This is a genomic window from Stagnihabitans tardus (assembly GCF_009925085.1).
In the GTDB taxonomy this organism is placed as follows: domain Bacteria; phylum Pseudomonadota; class Alphaproteobacteria; order Rhodobacterales; family Rhodobacteraceae; genus Stagnihabitans; species Stagnihabitans tardus.
Window position 1 is genome coordinate 51,928 of sequence record NZ_JAABNR010000018.1, and the last position, 23,986, is coordinate 75,913.

Consider the following 23,986-nt stretch of genomic DNA (forward strand, 5'->3'; position numbering starts at 1 on the left):
CATGTCGGTCAAAGCGCTCCTCCTTGCGGCCTGCCTGGCGCCTTCGGTGGCAGAGGCCCATCCCCATGTCTTTCTGGACACGATGCTTGTCCTGACCTTTGACGACAGCCAAAGGCTGGCCTCGATCCGGGTGGCCTGGGCTTATGATGAATACTTCTCCATGTCGGTCTTTGCCGACATGGGGCTGGACAGCGACCTTGACGGCAAGCTGACCGAGGCGGAAGTGGAGCAATTGCAGGGTTTCAACACCGACTGGCCGCCGGGCTATGTCGGCCATCTTTACGTCGAAGCGGCGGGGGTCGATCAGCCGCTGTCCGGCCCGCTGGACGCCTCGATCCGGGTCGAGGAAGGGCGGATCCTCTCCTTCATCTCGCGCGATCTGGTGCAGCCGGTGAAGATCGGACCTGGGGGGCTGACGATCCGCAACTATGACCCCTATTACTACAACGAATTCACCCTGACCGCCCTGCCGATGATGAAGAATGCCCCGCCCGGCTGCTCCGCCCGGATCGAGGAGCCCGACCTCTCGGCGGCCGATCAGGCGCTGAAGGCCGAGTTGCAGAAGATCCCGGCGGGAGAAAGCATCGAGGGCGATTATCCGCAGGTGGGCAGGCTTTACGCCCAGACCCTGCGGATCACCTGTGAGGGGGCATAGGATGCGCTGGCTCCTGGCCCTGATCGGACTGATGCCCGGGGCGGCCGTCGCCCATCCGCATATGTTCATCCAGACCGCCGTCGCGGTGATCTTCGACGAGGCGGGCCTTGCCACGGGCATCCGGGTGACCTGGACCTATGACGACTATACCAGCCTTCAGGTCATGGCCGATGTCGGGATCACCGAGGATGCATCGGGCCAGCTTTCGGCCGAGCAACTGGCCGCGTTGAACGGCTTCGACATGGACTGGGACCCGGACTGGGACGGCGACAGCCACGCCAGGCTTGACGACAGGGCGCTGAGCCTCTCCGGCCCGCAGGACTGGACCGCAAGCTATGCCGATGGCGCGCTGTCCAGCACGCATCGGCGCGACTTCTCCCAGCCGCTGGACCTGCGCGACCATGTCCTGGGCGTGGCGAGCTATGACCCATGGTACTACGTCTTCTACGAGCTTTCGCCTGCCATCGAACTCGTCAACCCGCCGCCGGAGGCCGGTTGCCGCGCCATCTACCGCCCGGCCGACACGGCAAAGGCCAAACTGGACCTCGAGGCGCAGTTGCGGACCATGCAGGACAAGGCCGAGGTGGAATTCCCCGCCGTGGGCAAGAACTTTGCAGCGGAGGCATGGATCATATGCGCTTCAGGCACTTAGCTCCGGGTCTGGCGGTCGTGGCGGTCTTGCTGGCGATCTGGGCGGCGGGGGGGCTGACGGCGCTGGAGTCCTCGGCCATCGAGGCGCAGCGCCAGATGCAGGACGCCCTGGCCGAGGCGATCCGCCATATCAAGCGCCAGGAGCCCGGCGCCATGGCGGGGCTCCTGGGCCTGTGCTTCACCTATGGCGTGCTGCATGCGGTGGGGCCCGGCCATGGCAAGGTGCTGATCGGCGGCTATGGGCTGGGCCAGCGCGTGCCCTGGCTGCGGCTGTCGGTGCTGGCCGTCGCGGCCAGCCTGGCGCAGGCCGCGACGGCGGTGGGGCTGGTCTTTGTGCTGGTGGGGATCCTGGGCTGGAAGCGCGATGCCTCGCAGGCCATCGGCACCGAGATCCTCTCGCCCCTGGGCGCGGTGGTCATCGGGCTTTTGGGGCTGTGGCTGGTCTGGCGCGGGGGGCGGCGCGCCTTTGCGCCCCGGGCCAAGCCCCATGACCACCACCACGATCATGACCATGACCATGACCACAGCCAATGCAGCCATGCCCATGCCCCCAGCCTTGAAGAGGTCGAAAAGCTGCACAGCCTGCGCGATGCCGTGGTCCTGATCCTCGGCATCGCCCTGCGGCCCTGCACCGGGGCGCTTTTGCTCTTGATCCTGACCTGGCAACTGGGGATCGCCACCGCGGGCATCGCCGGGGCCTTTGCAATGGGCCTTGGCACGGCAACGGTGACCGTGGGGGTGGCCGTGCTCGCCGTCTTTGCCCGCGAAAGTGCCCTGTCGAGCCTGCCCGGCCAGCTCGCCGCCCGGACCCTGCCCTGGATCGAGATGCTGGCAGGGATTGTGGTCGTGCTGATCGCCTATGGCCTTTACGCCGCCCCGGCGTGAGGACCCTACTGGCCCTCGCAGATCGGCAAGGGCTGGGCCGGGGCCGGGGGGTGCTCCTTGGCGTAACGCGCGATCAGGGGCCCCAGCTCCGCCTCCGACCAATAGCGCGGCTGGCCTATGGATTTCAGGCAACCCGCATCCCAATAGCCCCTCCCCGCAGCCGCGATATCGGCGGCCTCGGGATAGATGTAAAGCGTCGTGGGCTGATCCTGGACGAGGGAGAGGATCTCGGCCGCATCCCCCGGCGTCCAACTGGTGCAGCCATTGCTGCGCCCGGCCGCGTAATCGACGAGGTCCCCGAGGGGCACAAAGCCCTCGGCATCGGCATGGGGGCTTTCGGGGGCCCTCATCCGGCATTGATTGCGCACCAGGACCGCCGCATGGCCGCCGATGGCGCGGGCGCGGGCATTGGCGGTCTCATTGACCCCTTCGAATTGCAGGAAAGAGCGCATCAGCGGCGTCATCTGCCCCTTCGCGCGGTAATAGCCCTTGAACGAGGTCCGCGTCTCGGCCGTCACATAGGCGCCCCCGGTGGTCAGGTTCGAGCCCTCGGCATTGCCGAAGTTCCGCGCGCATTGCTTGCCGTTCGAGAAATCCGCCAGCCCCTTCAGGTTGCGCCCGCTGCCATGACCCGACGAGACCGCGCGGAAGGTCTGGCTGTCCTCGCAAATCACGAAAAACCGCCGCCCCACCGAGCCGTCGTCCAGAAGATGCGGCCGCGTGGCATCCATGGCGAAGAAGCAGGGGTTGGAGACCCGCCCCTCCTTTTGGTTGCGCTGGTGCAGCGCCCGGGCGCGGTCAAGCACGACGGGGGCGATCTGGCCGTCCTTCAGCCCGACATGGGGGCTCAGCCAGGCCGGAACCTCCTCGGCCAAGGCAGGAGGGCAGGCCAGAAGGGCCAGCAGGGGCAAAAGGCGGAAGGGTCGGGGAAGGGTCATCATGCCGGGCGCTTGGAAGGGATGCCGCGATCATGCCGTCCGGCTTGGCAGATGACAAGCTGCAGCACCCTGGACCTCCGCCGTCCATCCACCGCCGCGATGCAAGGTCAAGCGCCCCCGATGGGCGGCTCACCTTGCCCCGGGCCCGGATCGCCTCCAGGGCGGACAGCGCAGCTTCGGGGAAACCGGATCGCATGACAGCGCTTCGGCGATGGCCCCGGCTTCGCCTTGGCAGAGCGGCCGGCCCCGCGCTGGCTGCCGATGCGACTTGACCCTCTGGCGACCAAATCCGTGCCTTCTCCTGCCTGTCGCGGGAAAGGGCGCCCGTCCCGCTCCGGGCGTCAGACCGGTCCGGGGCCTGCAAGACCGCCGCAACTTCCCCCCTGGCGGCAGCCTAGCCCGGTTGGGTCAGCGCGCCGAAGGCCGCCCAGGTGGCCGCCCAGGTCGCGGGCAAGGTCTTGCAGGCGGCCAGCAGAGCCGGGCGGTCGGCGGCGACCGCAGCGGCCTCTGCCCGGGCGAATTCCTCGCACAGGCGCTTGGCGCCCACGACGGCGGCAGCGCCGACAGAGGCATGCAAAAGCGCGGCCATCGTGTCGAATGGGTCCGTTTCGACCCCGCCTTCGACGGCGGCCAGGGTCTTTTCCACATGGACACGGAAGGTCTCCAAGAGCCGCCCGAAGCCCCCGCCATCGGTGATCTGGCGCAGGTCCTCCAGCCGTTCCCTGTCAAGGAGGTCGTCCGAGGCCGGGGCCGCGCCCGGGGCGGGGTCGGCGCCCTGCGCCAGGGCCTCGGCCAGGCTGCGGGTCGAGAGGGGCTTCGCCAGCCAGCCGTCCATGCCGGATTCGGCAAAGCGGTCCATGGCGTCGGGGCGGACATGGGCGGTCACGGCCAGGATTCGGCTGGCGCGCGAGGCGCCGCCCATGCGGATCACGGTGGCGGCGGTCCAGCCATCCATCAAGGGCATCGAGAGATCCATCAGGATCAGGTCGAAGCGCTTGGCCCGGGCCTTCTCCACCCCCTCGCCGCCATCGACGGCCAGGGTGACGCGGTGGCCGAGGTGGGTCAGCATATCCTCCAGCACGATGCGGTTGGTCTCGTTGTCCTCGACCACCAGGACGTCAAGCGCGGGGGTGACGGGAAGGTCGGCCTGTCCCGCCTGCGGGGCGGTGTCCCGGGCCTCGGCCTTGCGCAGGGGCAGCCGCAGCCAGAAGCAGCTGCCCTGCCCCGGCTCGCTTTCGACGCCCACCTCGCCCGACATGGCGCTGGCCAGGCGGCGCGAGATCGCAAGCCCCAGGCCCGTCCCCCCGACCGAGCGGCCGAAGGAGGGATCGACCATGACGAAATCCTCGAAGATGCGCTCCTGGTCGGTCTCGGCGATGCCGATGCCCGTATCGGTGACCCGCAACTCCAGCTCGACCTGGTCGGGCGAGACGGGCAGGACCTCGGCCTCGACCGTGATGCTGCCCTGGTCGGTGAACTTGATCGCATTCGAGACGAAGTTCTGCAGGATCTGCCCGATGCGGAAAGGATCGCCCATCAGAGGGGGGAAGCTGCCCAGCATCTCGACCTCGATGCCCAGGCCCTTTTGCGCGGCTTGCGGGCGCAGGGGATCGACCAGGGTGGCGACCAGCGCGGGCAGGTCGAAGCGGTCGTCCAGCACGCCGCTGGCCCCGGCATCGACGCGGCTGATGTCCAGGACGTCGTTGACATGGCGCAGCAATTGCCGGGCCGAGTTGCGGGCCAGCGTCAGGAAGCGCTCTTGCCTGGGCTCCAGCCTGCCACGGCCCAGGACCTCCAGCGCGCCGATCACGCCGTTGAGGGGGGTGCGCATCTCGTGGCTCATCACGGCGATGAAGCTGGTCTTGGTGCGTTCGGCCGCCTGGGCCTCGTCGCGCGCGGCCACCAGGGCCGCTTCGGCCGCGCGCGCCTGCGAGATGTCGCGCAGATAGGCGATGAAGATCATCCCCTCGGGGCTGTCATTGCTGGCGATGGAAAGCTCGACCGGGAACTCCTCGCCATTCCGCCGCATGGCGGTGATCTTGATGCGGCCCGCATCGACGACATGGCGGATGCCGGTGGTCTTCATCCGCTCCATCCCCGCCTCATGGGCGGCGCGGTGCTGGGGCGGGATGATCAGGCTCGAGAGGGGCTGGCCCACGGCCTCGGCGCGGGCATAGCCGAAGATCGTCTCGGCGGCGGCGTTGAAGTCGACCACCCGGCCATCCATCCCCGCCACGATCACCCCGTCCAGCGAGGTTCCCACGGTGGCCGCCAGCCGCGAGGTGATGCGCTGCACCTCTCGCGCGCGGCGCCCGGCCTGGCGGTTCAGCGTCACGACAAGGCCCAGAAGACCGAGGAGCAGCAGAACCAGCGTCACGCTGGCAATGGCAAGCCTTTGCAGCATCCCCGAAAGGCTCGCACGGCGCGCGTCCTCCATGGCCGCATTGACGTCGATGACCTGGATCGCCGTGGCCCGCAGGTCCTGCCGCAGGGCGCCCACCTGCTCCACCACCTGGGGCAAACCGGCGCGCAAGGAGACCTCGTCCCCGTCGATCAGGGCGGCGGTCTCGTCCATGAAGGCCCGCATCTGCGTCTTCAAGGGCGTGACCGCGTCCGACAGGCCAAGACGGGCGAACATCGAGCCCTGCATGACCGTGGCCGCCCGGTTGTAGAAGAGATCGAAGCGCATCTTGAGGTCACCGAGGTCAGAGCCCGGCACGGCAAGGGCCAGCCGGGCCGCGGCCTCGAAGCGGACGACGTCCAGCTCCATCTGCGTGACATTCCAGTGCAGGCTGTCGATCGGCTCTTCCTGCAGCCGTTTCAACTCGCCCCGCAGCTGCACGACCAGGACGACGATGGCCACGAAGGCCATGGCGCTCAGCGTCACCAGCGAGACGCGCAGCCAGCGCAGCCGCGCAGAGGCTGCGGGCAGGGGTTGCGTCGCTGGCAGGGTCGCAGCCTGGGTCAGTTTGCGATCTCGATCCGGTTCAGTTGCCAGATCGAGCGGGCATAGGTCTGCTCGGTCCGGTAAGAGGCCACGTCGTCAAAGGGATAGATCAGCCAGACCGGTCCCTTGTCGCGGCGCGACATGGGCTCTCCGTCGGCCAGATAGGCGAGGAGAGGGCCATCCTCCCTGGCATCGGCGGCGGGCATGGTGATCGTGTAATCGTTCAGCGCGGTCAGTTTCACGGTCGCGCCCTTGGCCCCGGACGCCGCCAGGAGGTCACGCAGCAGGACGCCCGAATAGGTCGCGGTTCCCTCGGTCCAGATGGTCGAGGTGGTGAAGGAATGCTGCGGCAGGCTGTCCAGCAGCCTCTGATCCAGGGCCAGGACCTCTGCGCCGTTCAGGGTCGAGATCGCGCCCGAGACGGTCAGGATCACCTCGCCCTGCGGCGCAGGCAGGGTATCGGCCAGGGCCGCCCCCGCCATCAGGGCGCAGGCCCCCGCGAGAATGGTCGCCCTCAGGTTCTTGATCATCCGCATCCTTGCCCCCGCACCAGCTTTCCCTGCTTTTATCACGCGCAGGCTGCGCCGTCGCCGGGTCAATCGGACATGCGCCTATCCCTTCGGATAGGTCAGAAGAGGCCCGCCTCCTTGGCGATCATCGCGGCCTGGGTGCGGTTGCGCGCATCGATCTTGCGGTAGAGCGTCTTCACATGCAGCTTCACGGTGACCTCTTGCAGGTTCAACTCGCGGGCGATCTCCTTGTTGGCCAGGCCCCGGCAGAGAAGCCGCAGCACTTCCGTCTCGCGCTGGGAAAGCTGAGCGCCGCCCAAGGCGGCGGCGGTCTGCTCGCGCTCGGTCATCAGGGACATGGGGGCATAGATCTCGCCCGCCGCCATGAAGCGGATGGCGGCCAAGAGCGTGCGGGTCGCCATGGTCTTGGGCAGGAAACCGGCCGCCCCCTCGGCCAGGGCCTGTTCGGCCACGGCGCGCGGCGCGGTGCCCGACAAAAGCGCCACCGGGATCCCGGGACAAGCCGCCCGCATCGCGGCAAGGCCACCGAGGCCATTCATCCCCGGCATCGTGTAATCCAGCAAGATCAGGTCCGGCTTGGCCGCCGTGGCCGCCTGCAGGGCCGCCGGAAAGTCTGAAGCCACATCGACCTCGATGCCCGGTTCCGCGCGCAGGAAGGCGGCAATCGTGTCACGCACAAGCTCTTGGTCATCCGCCAGCAATATCTTCATCTGTCCTCACGCGCTTTGACTGCAATACCCCAATACGACGCCACCCGGCCTAGTCGTCCTTCAGGCTTTCGATCAGCGTGATCGGTGTCAAGACCCCGCCGAGCAGTTGAAGGCTGGGAAGTATCTCGCCGATGGCCACATTCCAGTCACCCAGGGCCGAGCGCGGCACGAAGACCACGTCACCGGGCTCCAGCGGGAAATCGAGGCCCCGCCCGGTCAGCATCCGTGTCGCATCGACCACGATCAGCTCGCCTTGCGTGGGCGAGGCGGTGCGGATGATGCGGATCTCGCTGGAAAGCGCCTGTCCCGCCGTGGTGCCCCCGGCGATGGAGATGACCTGCAACAGCGTCCGCCCCTCGGTCCCGAAGGCCACGGCCTGGGGGCGCTCGACGGCGCCGAGGACATAGACCGACATATCCTCCTTGCGCGGCGCGAAAAGCACGTCGCGCGGCTTCATCCAGACGTTCTGCTCGAAGGCGCCATTGCGCAAAAGGGCGTTCAGGTCGACGGTGCAGATCCGGTCGTCGCGCAAGAGGCGGGCGCCGGGCAGATAGGCGTCCTGGCCCAGGCCACCTGCCAGGGCCACGGCCTCCAGCACATTGGTCGCGCCCTTCATATAGCGCACGCCGGGTTCGCGGAATTCGCCGAGGAAATAGAGCGGCGCGCTTTCCGCCCCGATCAGTTCGACCGTGACCCAGGGGTTGATGAAATCATCCGCATAGGCCTCTTTCAGCTCGGCCTGGATCTCGCGCGTGGTCTTGCCGCCGACCTGGACCAGCTCGACGATGGGCAGCTGCACGAAGCCCGCGTCATCGACGCGCGCGGTGATGTCCGAGAGGCCCTCTTCGCCGAAGATGTTGAACTTCAGGTTGTCGCCCGGGCCGATGCGATAGCCCTCGGACGGCGCCAGCCCCGACCCGCCCTTGACCCCCGCCGCCAGCCGCGACGACCCGCAGGAGGGCCCGCCGCTGCGCGCCACGGCCGGGGCGCTGACCGCCATGCGTTCGACCACGCCATCCGAGCGCAAGCTTCCGGTCGGCGGCACCGGCGTGCAAGCGCCCAGAGACAGGGAGGCCAGCACCCCCCCTATCCACAAGAATAGTCCCCTGCCCCTGATGCCCATCCCGCCAATCCCGATTTGCCAAAGCGCTCCCTTTGGCCGCCAAACCTATCCCGCCTCGCAGCGGACGCGCCGATCAGGGCCGGATAACTCCAGTGTCGTCAACAGCTTTCGAAGGCAGCCCTCATGATCACTCTTCTGAATGCAGCGCCCGACACGGGCAACCAGGGCGTCAGCGCGCTGTGCCTTTCGGCGCTGGCGGGGTTGGCGGCGCGCCAGGCGGGGCCGCTCGCCGTGGCCGACCATGGGCGCGGCGTGCGGCTCTGCGACATGGGGGTGGCCCGGGTCAGCCGCCTGGGGCTGACCCACAACCGCCGCTTCTGGCGCGGCGACAGCCTGGCCACGGTGCGGCTTTTGGCGCGGATCGGGGGAGGCCCCAGCGCCTCGGCCCGGATGATCGCGGGGTCGCGGGCCATCCTCGATGTCTCGGGCGGGGACAGTTTCACCGACCTTTACGGGCCCCACCGCTTTCGCGCCATGGTGCTGACGAAACGGCTGGCCTTGGACAATGGCCTGCCGCTGATCCTTCTGCCGCAGACCCTGGGGCCGTTCCGCGACCCTGCCAACCGGGCCGAGGCCCTGGGCATCCTCTCCGCCGCCCGCGCCGTCTGGGTCCGCGATGCGGCGAGCTTCGCCTTCCTGCAAGAGGCCCTGGGGCCGCGCTTCGATCCCGAGCGTCACCGTCTTGGGCTGGACATGGCCGTGGCGCTCCCCGCCCAGGCGCCCAAAGACCTGCCCGCGCCTTTGCAGGACTGGCTGACGGGCGGTGCGGTGGCGGGGCTGAATGTCTCGGGCCTTCTGGTGCAGGACGCCCCGGGGGCGCAGGCCACCTTCGGCCTGGCCGAGCGCCACGATGCCCAGATCCTGGCCGCCGCCCGCGCCGTGCTGGACCATGACGCTGCCTTGCGGCTTCTCTTGATCCCCCATGTCCACCGCGACCTCGACCATCCCGAAAGCGACCTCGCGGCCTCCTTGGCGCTGAAGGCGCGGCTGGACGGCGATTACCCGGGGCGGGTCCAGGTCCTGCCCGGGCGCCTCGATGCCATGGCGCTGAAAGGGGTGCTCTCGCGGCTGGCCTGGTTCGCGGGGGCGCGGATGCATGCGACGATCGGCGCCTTTTCCTCGGGCACGCCGACCTTGGGCCTTGGCTATTCCGACAAGGCCGAAGGGGTCTTCGCCCAATGCGGCATCGGCGACCATGTGGCGGACCTCCGCCAGCTGAACGCCCAGGCCCTGGCCCGATCCGTCCGCGCCTCGCTCGCCAAGGTCGAGGCGACGCGGGCCGACCTCGCCCAACGGCTCCCCGGCCTGCTGGCCCGGGCCGAGGCGCAGATGGATGCCATCGTCGCCCAGATCGGGGCCTGAGATGCAGCTTCTCCCCCGTCTCATCGGCTGGTCGGTGCCGCTACTGTCCGAGGCGGCGGCGCTCTTGCGCTCCGCCCTCCTCGCCCGGCTGATCGGCGGCGAGGAGCTGGGCCGCGCCATGGTCCTGACCCTGGTCCTGCGCCTGGCCGAGATGATCAGCGACATCGGCATCGACCGCTTTGTCATGCAGCACCGGGGCGCCATCCCGGCGCGGCTTCTCGCGGCGCTGCATGGGGCGAGCCTGGTGCGCGCCCTTGGGATGGCTGTGCTTTTGGCCGCCCTGGCCTGGCCCATGGCGGTCAGCATGGCCGACGGGGCCACGGCCTTGACCTATGCCGCGCTGGCCCTCGTGCCGCTCTTGCGGGGGATGATGCACCTGGGCTTCCGCCTGGCCGAGCGCGATATGCGGCTCCTGCCCCTGGCGGTGGTCGAGGGCGGCGCGATCCTTGCCATGCTGGCCACCCTGCCCCTGGCCGCGCTGCTCTGGGGCGATCACCGGGCGATGCTGGTGGTGATGCTGGTGCAGGCGGGGGCGGCGGTCTTGCTCTCGCATCTCGTGGCATGGCAGCCCTATCGCATCGTCCTGAAGCGCGAGGTCCTGGGCGAGGTCCTGGGCTTTGGCGCGCCCCTGGTGGTCAATGCGGGGCTGATGTTCCTGACCTTCCAGGCCGACAGGCTGATCGTGGCGGGCTGGTATGGCTGGAGCGCCGTGGCGGTCTATGGTGTGGCCTTGCAGCTGGCGACGCTGCCCGCGCAGATCGCGGGAAGGGCGGCGGGGTCGCTCTTGGCGCCGCGCCTGCGCGGGCTGACCGGGGCCGCCCTGACCGAGGTCTCGCGCCAGGCCCTGGCCGGGCATGTTATGCTGGCCCTGGCCTTTGCCCTGGGCTTTGCCCTCCTGGCCCCGCCTGCCATCGCGCTGGTCTATGGCCCCGCCTTCCGCCCCGATGCCGCCCTGGCCCTGGCCCTGGGCCTGGCGGCAGCGGCCCGCATCCTGCGCACCCCCCTCTCGCAACTGGCCCTGGCCCTTGGCCGGACCGGAGACCCCGCCCGCGCCAATCTCTGGCGCGCCGGGGCCCTGGTCCCCGCCCTGGCCCTGGCCGTGCTGGGCCAGCCCCTGACACTGATCGCCGCCGCAGCAGCCCTGGGCGAGGCCGCCGCCACCGCCCGCGCGCTGCACCTGGCCCGCGCGGTCCTCTTTCCCTCTCGTCTGAAAGCCCAAGCATGACCCGTTCCGACCCCATCTCCCGCGCCGTGGCCTGCAACCTTTGCACCGGCTTTGGCGCCTGCGCCGGAGCCTTCCCAAAGGCCATCCGCATGGTCGAAGACCCGGTCCACGGCCGCCGCCCCGTGGTCGCAGCCACGGCCGAGGCCCGTGCGGCGGCCGTCCGGGCCGCCGAGCTCTGCGCCGGGATCGGCGCCGATTTCACCACCCTGCCCGCCCATGACGGCTTCGGCCCCGTCCTCGGCGCCTGGGAGGGCCATGCCGCCGATCCCGAGATCCGCCATCGCGGCTCCTCCGGCGGGGCGGTCACCGCGCTGGCGCTCTTTGCGCTGCAAAGGGGGCTGGTGGGCGGCGTGGCCCATATCGCCGCCCGCCGCGATGACCCGCGCCTGAACGAGACGGTGATGAGCCGCGACCGTGCGGGGCTCTTGCGCGGGGCGGGCTCGCGCTATGCCCAGGCCAGCCCGGCCGAGGCCCTGGGGGCGATTGCGGCGGGCAACGACCGGGTGGCCTTCGTGGGCAAGCCCTGCGACGTGGCCTCGGTCGCCAAGGCCAAGGCCGATCCGGACCCGGCCGCAAAAATCCCCCTGACCATCGCGATCTTCTGCGCAGGCGCGCCGAACCTGGTGGCGACCGACCGGCTCCTGGACCGCCTCGGCGTCCCCAAGGAGGCCAAGCTGACCGACCTGCGCTATCGCGGCAATGGCTGGCCCGGGATGATGCAGGCGCGCTTCCGCGACGCGCAGGGCGTCGAGCGCGAAAGCCGCGCCATCTCTTACGCCGCCGGCTGGGGCAATATCCTGCAATCCGAACGCCGCTGGCGCTGCCGCATCTGCACCGACCACACCGGCGCCTTCGCGGATATCTCGGTGGGCGATCCCTGGCACAACCCGCCCGAGGGCAAGACCGAGGCGGGCCGCTCCCTGATCGTGGCGCGGACGCCCGAGGGCCTGCTTTTGGTCCAGGAGGCGCTTGCGGCGGGGGTCCTGGTGGCCAGGGCCCAGCCGCGCGACGTGATCGCGCGCGCGCAGCCGAACCTCGTCGCCACGCAGGGCGCGGTCTGGGGCCGCAGGCTGGCCATGCGCGCCTTTGGGCTGGCGGTGCCGGAGGATCGGGGCCTCGGCCTCTTTGCCGCCTGGATGCAGCTGCCGTGGCGGGCAAAGCTCTCTTCGGTCGCAGGCACGGTCAGGCGCATCCTGAGGCAGCGGCTCTGGCGTCCGGTGGTGGTAAGGGGGATGAAGGAATGACCCTGTCCGAGGCCATGGCCCCGGGGCGGCCCAACAACCTGCATGCCCTGAGGCTGGGGCTGGCCGGTGCGGTGATCCTCAGCCACGCCTGGCCCCTGGCGCAGGGCGCGGGCACGCCAGAGCCGCTGGAAACCCTGACCGGCCATTCCCTCGGCGGCTGGGCCGTGGCGGGGTTCTTCTTCCTCTCGGGCCTTTTGATCAGCCGCAGCGCCCAGCGCCATGGGCCCCGCGCCTTCTGGATGGCAAGGGCGCGGCGCCTCCTGCCGGGCCTTGGCTTCGCGCTGATCGTGACGCTGATGCTGGCCGCAGCCTCCGGGGCGGAGCTGACCCCGGGGAACACCACGGCCTATGTCTCTCGCGGCCTCACCCTGGTCTCCCTGGAGCATCACCTGCCCGGCGCCTTTTCAGCGGCCCCGATGCCGGGCCTGGTGAATGGCCCGCTCTGGAGCCTCGCCCATGAGGTCGCGGCCTATGCGCTGTGTTTCGGCGCCGTGCGCTTGGGGCTCCTGCGGCACCGGGGAGTGCTGCTCGCGGCCGCGCTGGGGCTTTGGGCGCTGCCTGACCTGCCCGGGCGGCTTGCGACCTTCGCACCGCTCTTCCTCGCCTTTGCCTTCGGGATGCTGGCCCAGGCTTGGGACAGGCTCAGCCTCTCGCCGCTTGTCACCCTGGGCCTCCTGGCGCTTGCGCCCCTCGGCTGGCCCTTTGCGGTGGTAGCGCTTGGCCATGGGCTTTTGGTCCTGGCCTTCCGCCTGCCCGCAAGGCCCCTGCGCCAGGACCTCTCCTATGGACTATACCTGATGGGCTGGCCCGTGGCGCAAAGCCTCATGCACCACCTGCCCGGGCTTTCTGCGCCCGTCCTGGCGCTTTGCACCCTGGCCGCGACCCTGCCCCTGGCCTGGGCCAGCTGGCACCTGGTCGAGCGCCCCCTGTCCCTCTCCCCGCAAAGGGCCTGAGCCATGGCAAAGCGCAAAGGCACCGTCTTCGGCGTGCCCGTGGTCGTGGCGCTGTTCTTCCTTGGCATGATGATGCCGACCTCGGTGGGCATCAGCCTCGGGGGCCTCAGGCTCTCGGTCTACCGGGTCGTGCTCTTGGTCATGTTCCTGCCCATGCTGATCACGCTCTTCTCAGGGCGGTGCGGCAAGCCGCATCTCTTCGACGCCCTGGCGCTTGGCCATGCGGCCCTCGCGCTCGTCTCGCTGATCCATTGGGGAGGCCTGCAGCAAGGCCTCGAATCCGGCGGCATCTATATCGTGGAATTCGCGGGCGCCTACCTTCTGGGCCGGCTTTACATCCGCAGCTCCGAGGACTTCCGCGCGCTGGCCCGCGCCTATGTCGTGACCGTGGTGGGCATGCTGGCCTTCACCATCCCCGAGGCCCTGACCTCGGTCCATATCCTGCATGACGGGATCGCCGCCGTGACCGGAGGCGCCCCCGCCCCCTATATCGACCAGCGCATGGGGCTGGAGCGCACTTTCGGCCCCTTCGACCACCCGATCCTTTACGGCGTCTTCTCGGCCTCGGCCTTCTCCCTGGCCTATTTCGTGCTGGCCGAGAAGCGCCTGACCAACGGACGCGGCATGGCGCTGGTCTTGGGCGTGGCGCTGGCCACTTTCCTCTCGGCCTCGGGCGGGCCCTATGTCGTCTTGATGATGCAGGCCTTCGTGGCGGGCTGGGAGAGGGTCATGGGCCGCCTCCCGACCCGCTGGAAACTGCTTTGGGCGCTCTTTGCGGTGATCTACGCCTGCATCGACCTCTTTTCCAACCGCACGCCCTTTCATGTCTTCGTCACCTATTTCACCTTCTCCACCGTCTCGGCCTATAACCGCATCCTTCTGTTCGAGTTCGGCACGGCGGAAGTCGCACGCCATCCCTGGCTCGGGGTGGGGCTGGGAGACTGGGTGCGCCCGGTCTGGATGTCGGACAGCATGGACAACTTCTGGCTTCTGATCGCCATGCGCTATGGCCTGCCCGCCTGGGCGCTGTTGGTGGGGCTGATGCTGGGGCTGGTCTGGGCCGTGGGGCGCAGGAAGGGCCTGCCCGAGCCCTGGAAGCGCGCCCGCCATGCCTGGGCCTTTACGCTCTTCGGCATCACGGTGGCGGCGGCCACGGTGCATCTGTGGAACGCGCTCTTCGTGCTCTTCCTCTTCCTGATCGGCTCGGGCGCCTGGCTCTACGACGCGCGGCTGCCCAAACGGATAGGTCAGCCCCCCCGCCTGGGCCCCCCCGCCCCCCGCCTGCGCCCGCCGCCTGAGCGGCTCTTCTGATACCCCGGGCCGACAGCAAGGAGAACCGGAATGGACCTGTCCATCGTCATCGTGAACTGGAACACGCATCAGATGCTGCGCGATTGCCTTTTGTCGGTCGAGGCCGGGCTGGGCGCCCTGCGGGCCGAGGTCTTCGTCGTCGACAATGCCTCTTCCGACGGATCGCAAGCCATGGTGACCCGCGATTTCCCCCAGGTGCGGCTGATCTGCAATGCGGCCAACCTGGGCTTTGCGGCCGCCAACAACCAGGCGCTGAGGCTGGCCCGGGGGCGGCATGTGCTGCTTCTGAACACCGATACCCTGGTCCATGGCCGGGTCCTGCCCGAGGCGGTGGCCTTCCTCGACGCCCATCCCAAGGCCGGCATCCTCGGCCCCCGCATCCTGAACCGCGATGGCTCGCTCCAGGGCTCGGCCTCGGCCTTCCCCTCGCTTTACCGCCTGGCGCGGCAGACCTTGGGCCTGCACAAGGCCGAGGCGCCGAACATGGGCCGCCAAGGCGCCCATGAGGCCGAGGTCATCTCGGGCTGCGCCATGTTCGTGCGGGCCGAGGCCATGGCAGAGGTAGGCCTCCTCGACGAGGCCTTCTTCTTCTACGGCGAGGAAACCGACTGGTGCCGCCGCTTCTCCCGCGCGGGTTGGGCCGTGGTCTTTGCCCCCGTCGGAGAGGTCACCCATTTCGGCGGCGGCTCGGTGCGGCGGCTGAACCACCGCCGCGACCTGATGCTGACCGAGGGCACGGTGCGGCTCCATGCCAAGCACTCGGGCCCCCTGGGGGCGCTGGCCTGTTTCGCGCTTCTGGCGGTCTTCAACGCCTCCCGCGCCCTGGGCTGGGGGCTGATGGCGCTGGCGCGTCGCCCCGATGCCGCCGCCCGGGCCCGCCATTTCGCCGGGGTCATGGCGGGCTTTGCGAAAGCCTGGCCGAAAGGAGCCCGCGCATGAAGATCCTGCTGATCGCCCCCAATATCGACGGCACCGATGTGGGCGAGGCCTTCGTCGCCTTCAAATGGGCCCAGGCCCTGGCGCCGCTGGTTTCCCTCACCGTCCTCTCCTTCGAGCGCCCGGGTCGCGCGCCCCTTGCCGAGCAACTCCCCGGCATCCGGGTCGTGACCTGGCCCGAGCCCGCCTGGGCGCGGCGGCATGAGCGGTTGAACGCCATGCTCAAACCCGCCTGGCCCATCTTCGCCGCCCATGTCCGGCACTGGATGGCAGAGGCCCTGAACCGCGGGGAGCGCTTCGACCTCGCCCATCAACTGATGCCCCAAGCCGCGCGCTATGCCTCGCCCCTGCGGCACTTCGCACTGCCCTATGTGATCGGCCCCCTGGGCGGCGCGCTGGACACGCCCGAGGCCTTCCGCGCCGAGACCGGTTCGGCGCCGCTTTTCACAAGGCTGCGGGCGCTGGATGCCTTCCGCTTCCGCAATGACCCCTGGCTGAGGGCGAGCTATGCCAAGGCCGCCTGTGTCCTCGGCGTGGCGCCTTACGTGGCCGAGGTCCTCTCCGACATCCCGCTGCAGCGCTTCGAGCCGATGCTGGAGCTCGGCATCGACGATGTCGAACCCATCTGCCCCCGGCCCCTGGTGCCGGGCGCCCTGCGCCTGTTGCATGTCGGGCGCGGCGTCCGGACCAAGGGTCTGCGCGATGCCATCCGCGCCATGGCCCATCTGCGCGACCTGCCCGGCGTGACCCTGACCTCGGCCGGGGCGGGCGAGGAGATCGCCCTGGCCCAGGCCGAGGCACAGCGTCTCGGGGTCGCCGACCGCGTCACCTTCCTCGGCCGCCAACCCCGTGCGGCGATCGAGGACCTCTATCGCAGCCATGACGCCTTCCTCTTCCCCTCCTTCCGCGAACCGGCGGGCGGGGTGCTCTACGAGGCGATGCGCCATGGCCTGCCGGTGATCACGGCCGCGCGCGGGGGGCCGGATTACATCGTGGACGACAGCTGCGGATTGCGCCTGCCCGTCACCACGCCCGAAGACTTCGCCCGCGCCATCGCAGGCGCCATCCGCCGCCTGCAGGGCGATCCGGTCAAGCTTGCGGCGCTTGGGCGCGGGGCCAGGGCCAAGGTCCTGGCCGAAGGGCTCTGGTCGGCCAAGGCCAAGCGCCTCGTGGCGCTTTACGATCAGCTGCGGGAGGGGCCCATCCGGAAGCTCTCCTATCCGCAAGGATAGGAAAACCACCCCGCCGCGCCGCCTGAAATCCGTTTGATCCCAGGCACTTAATTCGACCCCATGTTACAAGATCAGCAGTGAAACCCCGCTTTCCGGAGAACCCGATGCCCCCTTTCCGCCGCCCACTTCGCCGCAAACGCCGCGTGCTTGCCGTAGCCTCTGGCGGCGGCCATTGGGTCCAGCTCTTGCGCCTGCGCCCGGCCTTCGAGGGGGCAGAGGTGCATTACGCCACGGTCGACCCCTCCGCCCGCGAGACGGTGGCCCCGGCGCCCGTGCATCTTTACCCCGATGCCAACAAGGACACCAAGCTGCGCCTGCTTCTGACCGCGCTGCGGCTGGCCGTGATCGTGGCGCGGGTGAGGCCCGATGTGGTGATCTCGACCGGGGCGGCGGGAGGGTATCTCGCGATCCGCATGGCGCGACTTCTGGGCGCGCGGACCGTCTTCCTCGATTCCATCGCCAACACAAGGCAGCTCTCGGTCTCGGCCCGCCTGGCGCAGAGGGCGGCTGACCTGGTGCTGAGCCAATGGCCCGCCGTCGCCGCCCGTTCGGGCGCAGAGTACCGCGGCGCCGTTTTGTGACCCCCAGTTTTTGAACCGAGAAAGGGACAGAGATGATCTTTGCCACCGTGGGCACGCAGCTGCCCTTCGACCGCCTGCTTCTGGCCCTGGACACCTGGGCCGCGATGCACCGCGATGTGCCGGTCCTGGCCCAGACCGGGGCCAGCGACACGACCTATGCCCATCTGACCTGCCAGAACTTCATGGATCAGCGCCGCTATGCCGATTGCGTGGCCGAGGCCAGGGTCATCGTCTCCCATGCCGGGATGGGCTCGATCCTGACCGCGATCGAGGCGGGCAAGCCGGTCATCCTGATGCCGCGCCGCGCCGACCTGGGCGAGCACCGCAACGACCACCAGCGCGACACGGCGGCCGAGATGGCGGCGCTCTCCAACGTCACCGTGGTCGAGGACAGCACGGCGCTGTGCCAGGCGCTGAACGCGGCCCTGGCGCGGGGCAAGGACGCGAAACTGGCGGCCTCCAGCGCCGTGGCACCGACGCCCCTGCTGGAGGCCCTGCGCGCCTTCATCTGGTCCGAAGAGGTCACCCCGGCCCCGCGCCGCCTTGGCCCCCTGTTGCGCGCATGAGACCCCTGGCCACCATCCTGATCCCGGCCTGGAACGAGGCCACGGTGATCGCCCGCAGCCTGAAGGGCCTCGGGACAGGGCGGTTTCGGATCGTCGTCATCGCCAATGCCTGCACCGATGACACGGCCGAGGTCGCCCGCCGCGCCGCGCCCGGGGCCCTGGTGCTGGAGACGCCCATGCCCGGCAAGTGCCATGCGATGAACCTGGGGCTTGCCCATGCGGAGTCCGGGCTTCCGGTGGTCTTCCTCGATGCCGACCTGAGCGTTTCGGAGCAGGATGTGCTCGCGCTGATCGGGGGCTTGGCAGCGGGCAACACGCGGGCCGCCTGTGGCCGGATGGAGATCGACGCGGCCTGCGCTTCCCCCCTGGTGCGCGCCTGGGTCCGGGGCTGGCAGATGAACCCCTATTTCGTGCGCGGCAAGTTCGGCGGGCTCTTCGCCCTCTCGCCCGAGGGGGTCCGGCGCGTCTTTCCGCTGCCCGCCCTGACGGCGGATGACGAATGGATCCGCAGGGCTTTTGCGCCCGAGGAGGTGGCCTTCGTCCCCGCCTGCCGCTTTACCGCCCGCGCGCCCCGCAGCCTTGGGGCGCTGATCCAGACCCGCCGCCGGTCGCTGCGCGGCGCCCGGGCCGTCACGGCCCTTCGCCCGGCGCCCAAGGGCGAAGGCCCCCGTGCCATGCTGCGGGCGGCCCTGATGCGCCCCGCCCGCTGGCCCGACCTGGTGGTCTTTGCCGCCGTCATGCTTTGGGTGCGCCTGCTCCTGGCCCTGGAGCAAGGCAAGGCCACGACCTGGGAGCGCGACTTGACCAACCGTCTCCCCAACCCGGACGAAAGCTGATCCCATGAATGCCTTCACCGAGATCGAGATGGGGCCGACCGAGGCCCCCGAAGCGCCGCCCGAGGCGAGCCCCCTGGCGGGCCTGGTGCGCGCCATGCGGGGGCGCTGGCGCCAGGCGGGGCTTGCGGCGGCGCTTCTGGCGCCGGTCCTGGCCATGGGCGGCTATCTGTCGGGCGTCAGGCTTTACGAAAGCAACGCCATCCTGCGGGTCTTTCCGCAGGAGTCGAATATCCTCTACCGCACCGGGGATGACTCCGTGCTCAAGACCTTCGACAGTTTCGTGAAGGCCGAGACGACCTCGGTCGCCTCGAACCCGGTCATGGAACGCGCGCGGCTGACGCTTTTGGCCGACTGGCCCGACCTGGCCGCCGAGATGACGGCCCGCGACCTTGCGGGCTCGATCGAGATCAAGCGCAACGACAGTCTGATCACCCTGGCCACCAAGTCGCGCGATGCGGGCTTTGCGGCGGCCAAGGTCAATGCCGTGGTCGCGGCCTATCTGGACAGCCAGGCCGAGGCGGAAACCGCCCGCAGCGATGTCCGCCTGGCCGAGTTGCAGGCGCGCGAGACCGACCTGATCGCGCGGCAAGCCGATATCCGCCGCCGCACGCTGGAGGTGGGGGGCGAATATGGCATCGACGCTCTGGCCAAGGCCCATGTGGAAAAGATCGCGCAGATCGATGCGCTCGCCGCGCGAAGGGCCGAGGTCGAGGCGACCTTGGCCGCGCTGCGCACCGCAAGCGGGGACTCCTCGGCCGATATGTCGGACCAGGAGATCATGCGTGCCACCCTTTTGGACCGCGCCCTGGCCGATCTGAACTTCGAACGCTCGAAATACGAGGCGGACCTCTCGACCGCTTTGCTGCGCTATCCCGGCGACAGTCCCAAGGTGCGCGACCTGCACGAGCAGATCGCGGTCATCGACACGGCCATGGCCGAGCGGCGCGAGCAGATCAAGGTCCTGGGCCAGACCGGCGCCCTGACCGATACATCGGGCGCCGATCCCAAGGCCAACGAGGCCGAGATCGCGGCCCTTCTGGACAAGGTCACGGCGCAACTGGCCGCCGCCCGGGCCGAGGCCCGCGAGCTGAACGGCAAGCGCGCCGAGCTGGCCGCGCTGGAGGAAGAGGCCACGGATGTCCGCAAGCTCCTGGAGGAGACCTCCTCCGCGCTGGAGGTGATCCGGCTGGAAGCGGGGCGCGCACTGCCGGGCTATACCGCGATCCTCTCGCCGGCGACGGTCTCGGCCGATCCGGCTTCGGACAGCCGCAAGATGCTGGCGGCTGCGGGATTGGCGGGGGGTGGGGTCCTGCCCTTTGTCCTGGCGCTGGCCCTGGGGCTGATGTCGGGACGGGTGCGCCATTCGGATGCGCTGGCGCGCTTTGGTCACCTGGTGCCCGTGCTGCGCGTCGTGCCGCGCCAGGGCGCCTGCGTCTCGGAACCCGACCGGTTGCGCAATGCGCTGCAACTGCAGCCCCTGCGCCATCCGCAGAACCCGGGTCAGGCCCGCATCATCACCTTTGCGCGGCTCGACACGGGTGCCCCGGCCGAGGAGGCCCTGGCCCTGGCGCAGAGCTTCGTCAAGGCCGGCAGCCGGGTCCTGCTGATCGATGCCGACCTGGGCGCCAAGGGCTTGACCCGGGCGCTGGACCTGTCGGACCGGCCCGGCTGGCGCGAGGCGCTTTTGGGCCAGAAGATCCACCCCATCGCCCTGGCCTCTGGCCTTCAGGTCCTGCCCGCGGGCTATGATCCGAGGGTCAGCGACACCGGCACGGGGATCGCGGCCATCCGCCGGGCGCTGCAGGATCTTGGCGCGGAGCAGGACCTGGTCCTGGTCTGCGCCCAAAGCCCGGGGCAAAGCCTGATGACCGAGCTTCTCCTGTCCTTCTCGGACCTTGGCCTCGCCGATATCCGCCCCGAGGACCGCAAATCCGCTGTCGCTGCCCATGTCCTGCGGCTGGACAGCCTGCCCCGCCAGGGCGGCGCCCTGGTCTTCACCCAGGCCCTGGCTGGCGACCCCGGCCTGCCCGCCTGACCCCCCACCCAGACACGAGCCCCCCATGCTGTCCCTTGCCCATCTGCCCGGCTTTCCAGCCGCCAAAACTCCTGTGCCCAGCCCCTCCCTGCGCCCTGTTCCCGCCTGGAAACGGCCCCTGGACACGGCCCTCGTCCTTCTGGGCCTGACCGCGACCTGGCCCCTGTTCCTGGCCATCGCCATCGCCGTAAGGCTCTCCGGCCCCGGCCCGGTCTTCTTCGTGCAAACCCGGATCGGGCGCGGAGGCCGTCCCTTCGGCATGATCAAGTTCCGCTCGATGCATGCCGATGCCGAGGCCCGCCGCGCCGCCCTTCTGGCCGCCAGCGACCGCGAGGGCCTGTGTTTCAAATCCCGCCACGACCCGCGCATCACGCCGGTGGGCCGTATCCTGCGCCGCCTGTCCCTGGACGAACTCCCCCAGCTTTTCAACGTCTTGCGCGGCGAGATGTCACTTGTGGGCCCCCGCCCCGCCCTGCCCGAAGAGGTGGCGGCCTATCCCCAAACCGCGCTGGAGCGCCTGACCGTCCTGCCTGGCATCACCGGCCTCTGGCAGGTCTCGGGCCGCGCCGAGGTGGGGTTCGACGAGATGGTCCGGATGGACCTGACCTATGCAAGGGACAACCGCCTGACCCGCGACCTTGCCATCCTCGCCCGCACCTTCCGCGCCGTCGTCTCGGGGCGGGGTGCCTATTGATCCTCCTGTGAAGGTAACCTGAAATGCCCGTCTCTGCCTCCCTTCTGCCCATCACCACCCATGTCCTTGCCCTGCAAATGGCCGAAACCATGTTCGGCGATGGGGTCAAGGTCGTCTCTGCCAGCTACGAGGGCGATCCCAAGGCTGCCGGGATCTATGACCTCGGCACCAAGGTCTCGCCCGGCGCCGTGCCCTCGGCCCAGGGCGTGATCCTGTCGACCGGCAATGCCACCCGCTTCACCAATGCCAGCGGCGAGGCCAATGCCTCGGCCTCGACCTCGGGGCAGATGGCGGGGGTGAATGGCGATGCGGGGATGAATGCGATTGCGGGGGTGGCCACCTGGGACGCGGCCTTCCTGAGCGCCAAGTTCGTTCCGGTGGGCGATACCTTGACCATGCGGCTGGTCTTTGCCTCGGAGGAATACCTGGAATGGGTCAGCTCGGGCTATAACGACGCCGTGGGGATCTGGGTGAATGGCAAGAAGATCGCCCTGGCCTTGGGCGACGGCGATATCTCGATCGACAATATCAACACCAAGTCGAACCCGAACCTTTTCCTGAACAATGGCGCGGATGCCTATAACACCGAGATGGATGGGCTGACCGTCGTCCTGACCCTGAAGGCCGAGGTCAAGCCCGGAGAGGTCAACGACATCCGCATCGGCATCGCGGATGCGGGCGACCGCATCTATGACAGCGCGCTTCTGATCGTGGCCGACAGCGTGCAAACCGCGCTGATCGCCGTGGATGATGCGGTGGCGGTCACCGCGAAGGGAGAGGTCACGGCGCATCTGTTGGACAATGACACGGTGATCGGGCGCAAGGGCGTCCATATCACCCATCTGAACGACCAGGAGGTCGTCGCGGGCCAGGTGGTCAAGCTCGGCACCGGAGACCTCCTCCGGCTGAACGCGGATGGCTCGGTGACGGTCCTGGCGGCCACGGCGGGAACGCCCGTGACCTTCACCTACCAGATCGCCGACGACACCGGCACCGCCGATACGGGCTTCGTCACCCTGACGCCCTCCCCGGTCGATGGCAGCGCGGGCAATGACCAGATGCACTTGGGCTTCACCGATGCCCAGGGCAACATGATCGACGGCAGCGATGGCCTGTCCGAGGTCATCATGGCCTATGGCGGGGATGACAAGATCACCGCAGGCCTCGGCGATGACGAGATCCATGGCGGCACGGGCAACGACTTCATCCGCGCGGGCGAGGGGCAAGACCTGATCCTGGGGGCCGAGGGCAATGACGTGCTCGACGGGCAGTCGGGCGCCGACACGATGCAGGGCGGCGCGGGCGATGACGTCTATTACCTCGAGAATGCGGGCGACGTGATCTCGGAGACCGGGGGCGCGGGCCGTGACAAGGTGATCTCGACCCTGTCCCATGTCCTGGCCTTGGGCTTCGAGGAACTATGGCTGGCGGAGGGCTCTGCCGCGCTTTTGGGCACGGGCAATGCGGCCGACAACAAGATCGTGGGCAATGCCAGGGACAACAGCCTTTCGGGCCTGGGCGGAGCCGATCAGCTGTTCGGCGAGGGCGGCAGCGATACGCTTCAGGGCGGCGCGGGGGACGACAATCTTTATGCCGGCTCCGGTCTGGACGGGCTTTTCGGCGGCGATGGTCGCGACAAGCTCTTTGGCGGCACGGACAGCGACAGCCTTTACGGCGGCACAGGCGCCGATACCCTGGCCGCTGGACCTGATGGCAGCCTGCTGGTCGGCGGAGAGGGCAACGACCTTCTGTCCGGCGGAGCGGGCGCCGACCTCTTCGCCTTTGCCCCGGGCTTTGGCCGCGACACGGTCAAGGGCTTCGAGATCGGCGTCGATCACCTCGACTTCGGCGGCGCGTCGGGGGCGACCCTTCGGTTCAATGGCGGCACGGTCCTCATCAGCTTTGCCACCGGGGAAAGCGTGACGATCGGCAACCTGCCCGAACAAGCCCTGGCGACGCTGGACCTGTTCCTGATCTGAGCCCTCCCCCGCGCGCGGTCCCGCCCTGCCCAAGGATCGAGCGCGGGGATCTGTCCTCGCCGTGGCCAGATCGGGGGAAGCACGGTCATCGGCTCTCCGATACGGGTCGAAGCCGATCTCACCCGGCGGCATCCTCCGGGCCAGGCGCTCAACACCTGCCGCAACCAGCTTCGAACCCGAGGCGCGTGTCTATCGCCCGCTTCAAATCGAATAGCATTCAACGGACCAGACACAATGCAAAGACCTGGACGCAATTGGAAATACTGTGGATTCTCTTCGCGGTCGGCATCGTTGCCCTTGCCTTCCATCTGAAGTCCCCATCCGTCATCGGTGCTGCCGGCGAAAGACGGGTGACGGCGACGCTGAGACGAAAGCTCGACGAGGCGGACTACACAATCCTCGAAGATCTGACCTTGCCGACATCGCAAGGCACGACGCAGATCGACCACAAGAGCACTGCCATCAACTAGGTTCAGGACTCATTGAGTTTCAGAGCCAGAAGATGACAGTTGCGGCGAGTGCGATGGCCGAGAGGTAGACCTTGGGACATCTGTCGTAGCGGGTTGCGATCCTGCGCCAGTCCTTGAGGCGGC

The 23,986-nt window shown here is 69.0% G+C and carries 22 protein-coding genes and 1 pseudogene; 17 read left to right on the forward strand and 6 right to left on the reverse strand.

Going from position 1 to position 23,986, the window contains the following annotated elements; translation table 11 throughout:
• Position 1 precedes the first annotated feature (1 nt).
• From GV832_RS16445 to GV832_RS16455, 3 genes are read left to right on the forward strand one after another with little or no spacing between them, the layout of a single operon-like run.
• Positions 2–655, forward strand: coding sequence for a DUF1007 family protein (locus GV832_RS16445; protein WP_168775972.1), 654 nt, complete (start codon positions 2–4; stop codon positions 653–655).
• Between the two features lies 1 nt (position 656).
• On the forward strand, positions 657–1,307 hold the full coding sequence (locus GV832_RS16450; protein WP_168775973.1) for a DUF1007 family protein: 651 nt from the start codon (positions 657–659) through the stop codon (positions 1,305–1,307).
• Entirely contained in the window at positions 1,289–2,191 is a 903-nt protein-coding gene (locus GV832_RS16455; RefSeq protein WP_168775974.1) for a nickel/cobalt transporter, read from the forward strand. Before GV832_RS16450 ends, GV832_RS16455 begins: the two co-directional genes overlap by 19 nt.
• 5 nt (positions 2,192–2,196) lie before the next feature.
• Here GV832_RS16455 and GV832_RS16460 read toward each other — a convergent pair whose 3' ends face one another.
• The 5 genes from GV832_RS16460 to GV832_RS16480 form a co-directional block, all read right to left on the reverse strand.
• Positions 2,197–3,132, reverse strand: coding sequence for a murein L,D-transpeptidase catalytic domain-containing protein (locus GV832_RS16460; RefSeq protein WP_168775975.1), 936 nt, complete (start codon positions 3,130–3,132; stop codon positions 2,197–2,199).
• Between the two features lie 391 nt (positions 3,133–3,523).
• Positions 3,524–6,016, reverse strand: coding sequence for an ATP-binding protein (locus GV832_RS16465; protein WP_168775976.1), 2,493 nt, complete (start codon positions 6,014–6,016; stop codon positions 3,524–3,526).
• A gap of 77 nt (positions 6,017–6,093) precedes the next feature.
• Entirely contained in the window at positions 6,094–6,612 is a 519-nt protein-coding gene (locus GV832_RS16470; RefSeq protein ID WP_227754481.1) for a putative pterin-binding protein, read from the reverse strand.
• A gap of 92 nt (positions 6,613–6,704) precedes the next feature.
• Positions 6,705–7,316, reverse strand: a complete 612-nt coding sequence (locus tag GV832_RS16475) for a response regulator (protein ID WP_168775977.1) — start codon at positions 7,314–7,316, stop codon at positions 6,705–6,707.
• 49 nt (positions 7,317–7,365) lie between these two features.
• A complete protein-coding gene (locus GV832_RS16480) occupies positions 7,366–8,397 on the reverse strand; it encodes a polysaccharide biosynthesis/export family protein (RefSeq protein ID WP_168775978.1) in 1,032 nt (343 codons plus the stop codon).
• 165 nt (positions 8,398–8,562) lie between these two features.
• Here GV832_RS16480 and GV832_RS16485 point away from each other — a divergent pair, with 165 nt between their 5' ends.
• From GV832_RS16485 to GV832_RS16550, 14 genes are all read left to right on the forward strand, one after another.
• Positions 8,563–9,801 (forward strand): polysaccharide pyruvyl transferase family protein, encoded by a 1,239-nt coding sequence (locus GV832_RS16485; protein ID WP_168775979.1) that lies wholly within the window; start codon positions 8,563–8,565, stop codon positions 9,799–9,801.
• A gap of 1 nt (position 9,802) precedes the next feature.
• Entirely contained in the window at positions 9,803–11,026 is a 1,224-nt protein-coding gene (locus GV832_RS16490) for an oligosaccharide flippase family protein (RefSeq protein ID WP_168775980.1), read from the forward strand.
• Positions 11,023–12,270 carry a Coenzyme F420 hydrogenase/dehydrogenase, beta subunit C-terminal domain gene (locus GV832_RS16495; protein ID WP_168775981.1) on the forward strand — a complete coding sequence of 416 codons (1,248 nt, stop codon included), beginning with the start codon at positions 11,023–11,025 and terminating at the stop codon, positions 12,268–12,270. The genes GV832_RS16490 and GV832_RS16495 overlap by 4 nt, the downstream gene beginning before the upstream one ends.
• Positions 12,267–13,223 carry an acyltransferase family protein gene (locus GV832_RS16500; protein WP_168775982.1) on the forward strand — a complete coding sequence of 319 codons (957 nt, stop codon included), beginning with the start codon at positions 12,267–12,269 and terminating at the stop codon, positions 13,221–13,223. The genes GV832_RS16495 and GV832_RS16500 overlap by 4 nt, the downstream gene beginning before the upstream one ends.
• A gap of 3 nt (positions 13,224–13,226) precedes the next feature.
• Entirely contained in the window at positions 13,227–14,534 is a 1,308-nt protein-coding gene (locus GV832_RS16505) for an O-antigen ligase family protein (RefSeq protein WP_168775983.1), read from the forward strand.
• A gap of 30 nt (positions 14,535–14,564) precedes the next feature.
• A complete protein-coding gene (locus GV832_RS16510; protein WP_168775984.1) occupies positions 14,565–15,473 on the forward strand; it encodes a glycosyltransferase family 2 protein in 909 nt (302 codons plus the stop codon).
• Positions 15,470–16,702, forward strand: coding sequence for a glycosyltransferase family 4 protein (locus tag GV832_RS16515; RefSeq protein WP_168775985.1), 1,233 nt, complete (start codon positions 15,470–15,472; stop codon positions 16,700–16,702). Before GV832_RS16510 ends, GV832_RS16515 begins: the two co-directional genes overlap by 4 nt.
• Positions 16,703–16,806: 104 nt before the next feature.
• Entirely contained in the window at positions 16,807–17,283 is a 477-nt protein-coding gene (locus GV832_RS16520) for a UDP-N-acetylglucosamine--LPS N-acetylglucosamine transferase (protein WP_168775986.1), read from the forward strand.
• Positions 17,284–17,315: 32 nt separating this feature from the next.
• Positions 17,316–17,849 carry a glycosyltransferase gene (locus tag GV832_RS16525; protein ID WP_168775987.1) on the forward strand — a complete coding sequence of 178 codons (534 nt, stop codon included), beginning with the start codon at positions 17,316–17,318 and terminating at the stop codon, positions 17,847–17,849.
• Entirely contained in the window at positions 17,846–18,685 is an 840-nt protein-coding gene (locus GV832_RS16530) for a glycosyltransferase family 2 protein (RefSeq protein WP_168775988.1), read from the forward strand. Before GV832_RS16525 ends, GV832_RS16530 begins: the two co-directional genes overlap by 4 nt.
• A 4-nt stretch (positions 18,686–18,689) precedes the next feature.
• Entirely contained in the window at positions 18,690–20,720 is a 2,031-nt protein-coding gene (locus tag GV832_RS16535; protein ID WP_168775989.1) for a GumC domain-containing protein, read from the forward strand.
• 25 nt (positions 20,721–20,745) lie between these two features.
• Entirely contained in the window at positions 20,746–21,414 is a 669-nt protein-coding gene (locus GV832_RS16540) for a sugar transferase (RefSeq protein ID WP_354001975.1), read from the forward strand.
• A 23-nt stretch (positions 21,415–21,437) separates the two neighbouring features.
• On the forward strand, positions 21,438–23,393 hold the full coding sequence (locus GV832_RS16545) for a choice-of-anchor L domain-containing protein (protein ID WP_168775991.1): 1,956 nt from the start codon (positions 21,438–21,440) through the stop codon (positions 23,391–23,393).
• Between the two features lie 185 nt (positions 23,394–23,578).
• Positions 23,579–23,863 carry a nuclease-related domain-containing protein gene (locus GV832_RS16550; protein ID WP_168775992.1) on the forward strand — a complete coding sequence of 95 codons (285 nt, stop codon included), beginning with the start codon at positions 23,579–23,581 and terminating at the stop codon, positions 23,861–23,863.
• 19 nt (positions 23,864–23,882) lie between these two features.
• Here GV832_RS16550 and GV832_RS16555 read toward each other — a convergent pair.
• Positions 23,883–23,986, reverse strand: a pseudogene (locus GV832_RS16555) (IS5/IS1182 family transposase); the annotation flags it as partial.

Bases quoted from the DNA above. Each gene is read 5' to 3' on its own strand.
- GV832_RS16545 (WP_168775991.1), top strand. From the start codon at position 21,438: ATGCCCGTCTCTGCCTCCCTTCTGCCCATCACCACCCATGTCCTTGCC.
- GV832_RS16455 (WP_168775974.1), top strand. From the start codon at position 1,289: ATGCGCTTCAGGCACTTAGCTCCGGGTCTGGCGGTCGTGGCGGTCTTG.
- GV832_RS16490 (WP_168775980.1), top strand. From the start codon at position 9,803: ATGCAGCTTCTCCCCCGTCTCATCGGCTGGTCGGTGCCGCTACTGTCC.
- GV832_RS16505 (WP_168775983.1), top strand. From the start codon at position 13,227: ATGGCAAAGCGCAAAGGCACCGTCTTCGGCGTGCCCGTGGTCGTGGCG.
- GV832_RS16510 (WP_168775984.1), top strand. From the start codon at position 14,565: ATGGACCTGTCCATCGTCATCGTGAACTGGAACACGCATCAGATGCTG.
- GV832_RS16445 (WP_168775972.1), top strand. From the start codon at position 2: ATGTCGGTCAAAGCGCTCCTCCTTGCGGCCTGCCTGGCGCCTTCGGTG.
- GV832_RS16530 (WP_168775988.1), top strand. From the start codon at position 17,846: ATGAGACCCCTGGCCACCATCCTGATCCCGGCCTGGAACGAGGCCACG.
- GV832_RS16495 (WP_168775981.1), top strand. From the start codon at position 11,023: ATGACCCGTTCCGACCCCATCTCCCGCGCCGTGGCCTGCAACCTTTGC.
- GV832_RS16450 (WP_168775973.1), top strand. From the start codon at position 657: ATGCGCTGGCTCCTGGCCCTGATCGGACTGATGCCCGGGGCGGCCGTC.
- GV832_RS16500 (WP_168775982.1), top strand. From the start codon at position 12,267: ATGACCCTGTCCGAGGCCATGGCCCCGGGGCGGCCCAACAACCTGCAT.
- GV832_RS16535 (WP_168775989.1), top strand. From the start codon at position 18,690: ATGAATGCCTTCACCGAGATCGAGATGGGGCCGACCGAGGCCCCCGAA.
- GV832_RS16475 (WP_168775977.1), bottom strand. From the start codon at position 7,316: ATGAAGATATTGCTGGCGGATGACCAAGAGCTTGTGCGTGACACGATT.
- GV832_RS16540 (WP_354001975.1), top strand. From the start codon at position 20,746: ATGCTGTCCCTTGCCCATCTGCCCGGCTTTCCAGCCGCCAAAACTCCT.
- GV832_RS16485 (WP_168775979.1), top strand. From the start codon at position 8,563: ATGATCACTCTTCTGAATGCAGCGCCCGACACGGGCAACCAGGGCGTC.
- GV832_RS16520 (WP_168775986.1), top strand. From the start codon at position 16,807: ATGCCCCCTTTCCGCCGCCCACTTCGCCGCAAACGCCGCGTGCTTGCC.
- GV832_RS16470 (WP_227754481.1), bottom strand. From the start codon at position 6,612: ATGCGGATGATCAAGAACCTGAGGGCGACCATTCTCGCGGGGGCCTGC.
- GV832_RS16460 (WP_168775975.1), bottom strand. From the start codon at position 3,132: ATGATGACCCTTCCCCGACCCTTCCGCCTTTTGCCCCTGCTGGCCCTT.
- GV832_RS16515 (WP_168775985.1), top strand. From the start codon at position 15,470: ATGAAGATCCTGCTGATCGCCCCCAATATCGACGGCACCGATGTGGGC.
- GV832_RS16525 (WP_168775987.1), top strand. From the start codon at position 17,316: ATGATCTTTGCCACCGTGGGCACGCAGCTGCCCTTCGACCGCCTGCTT.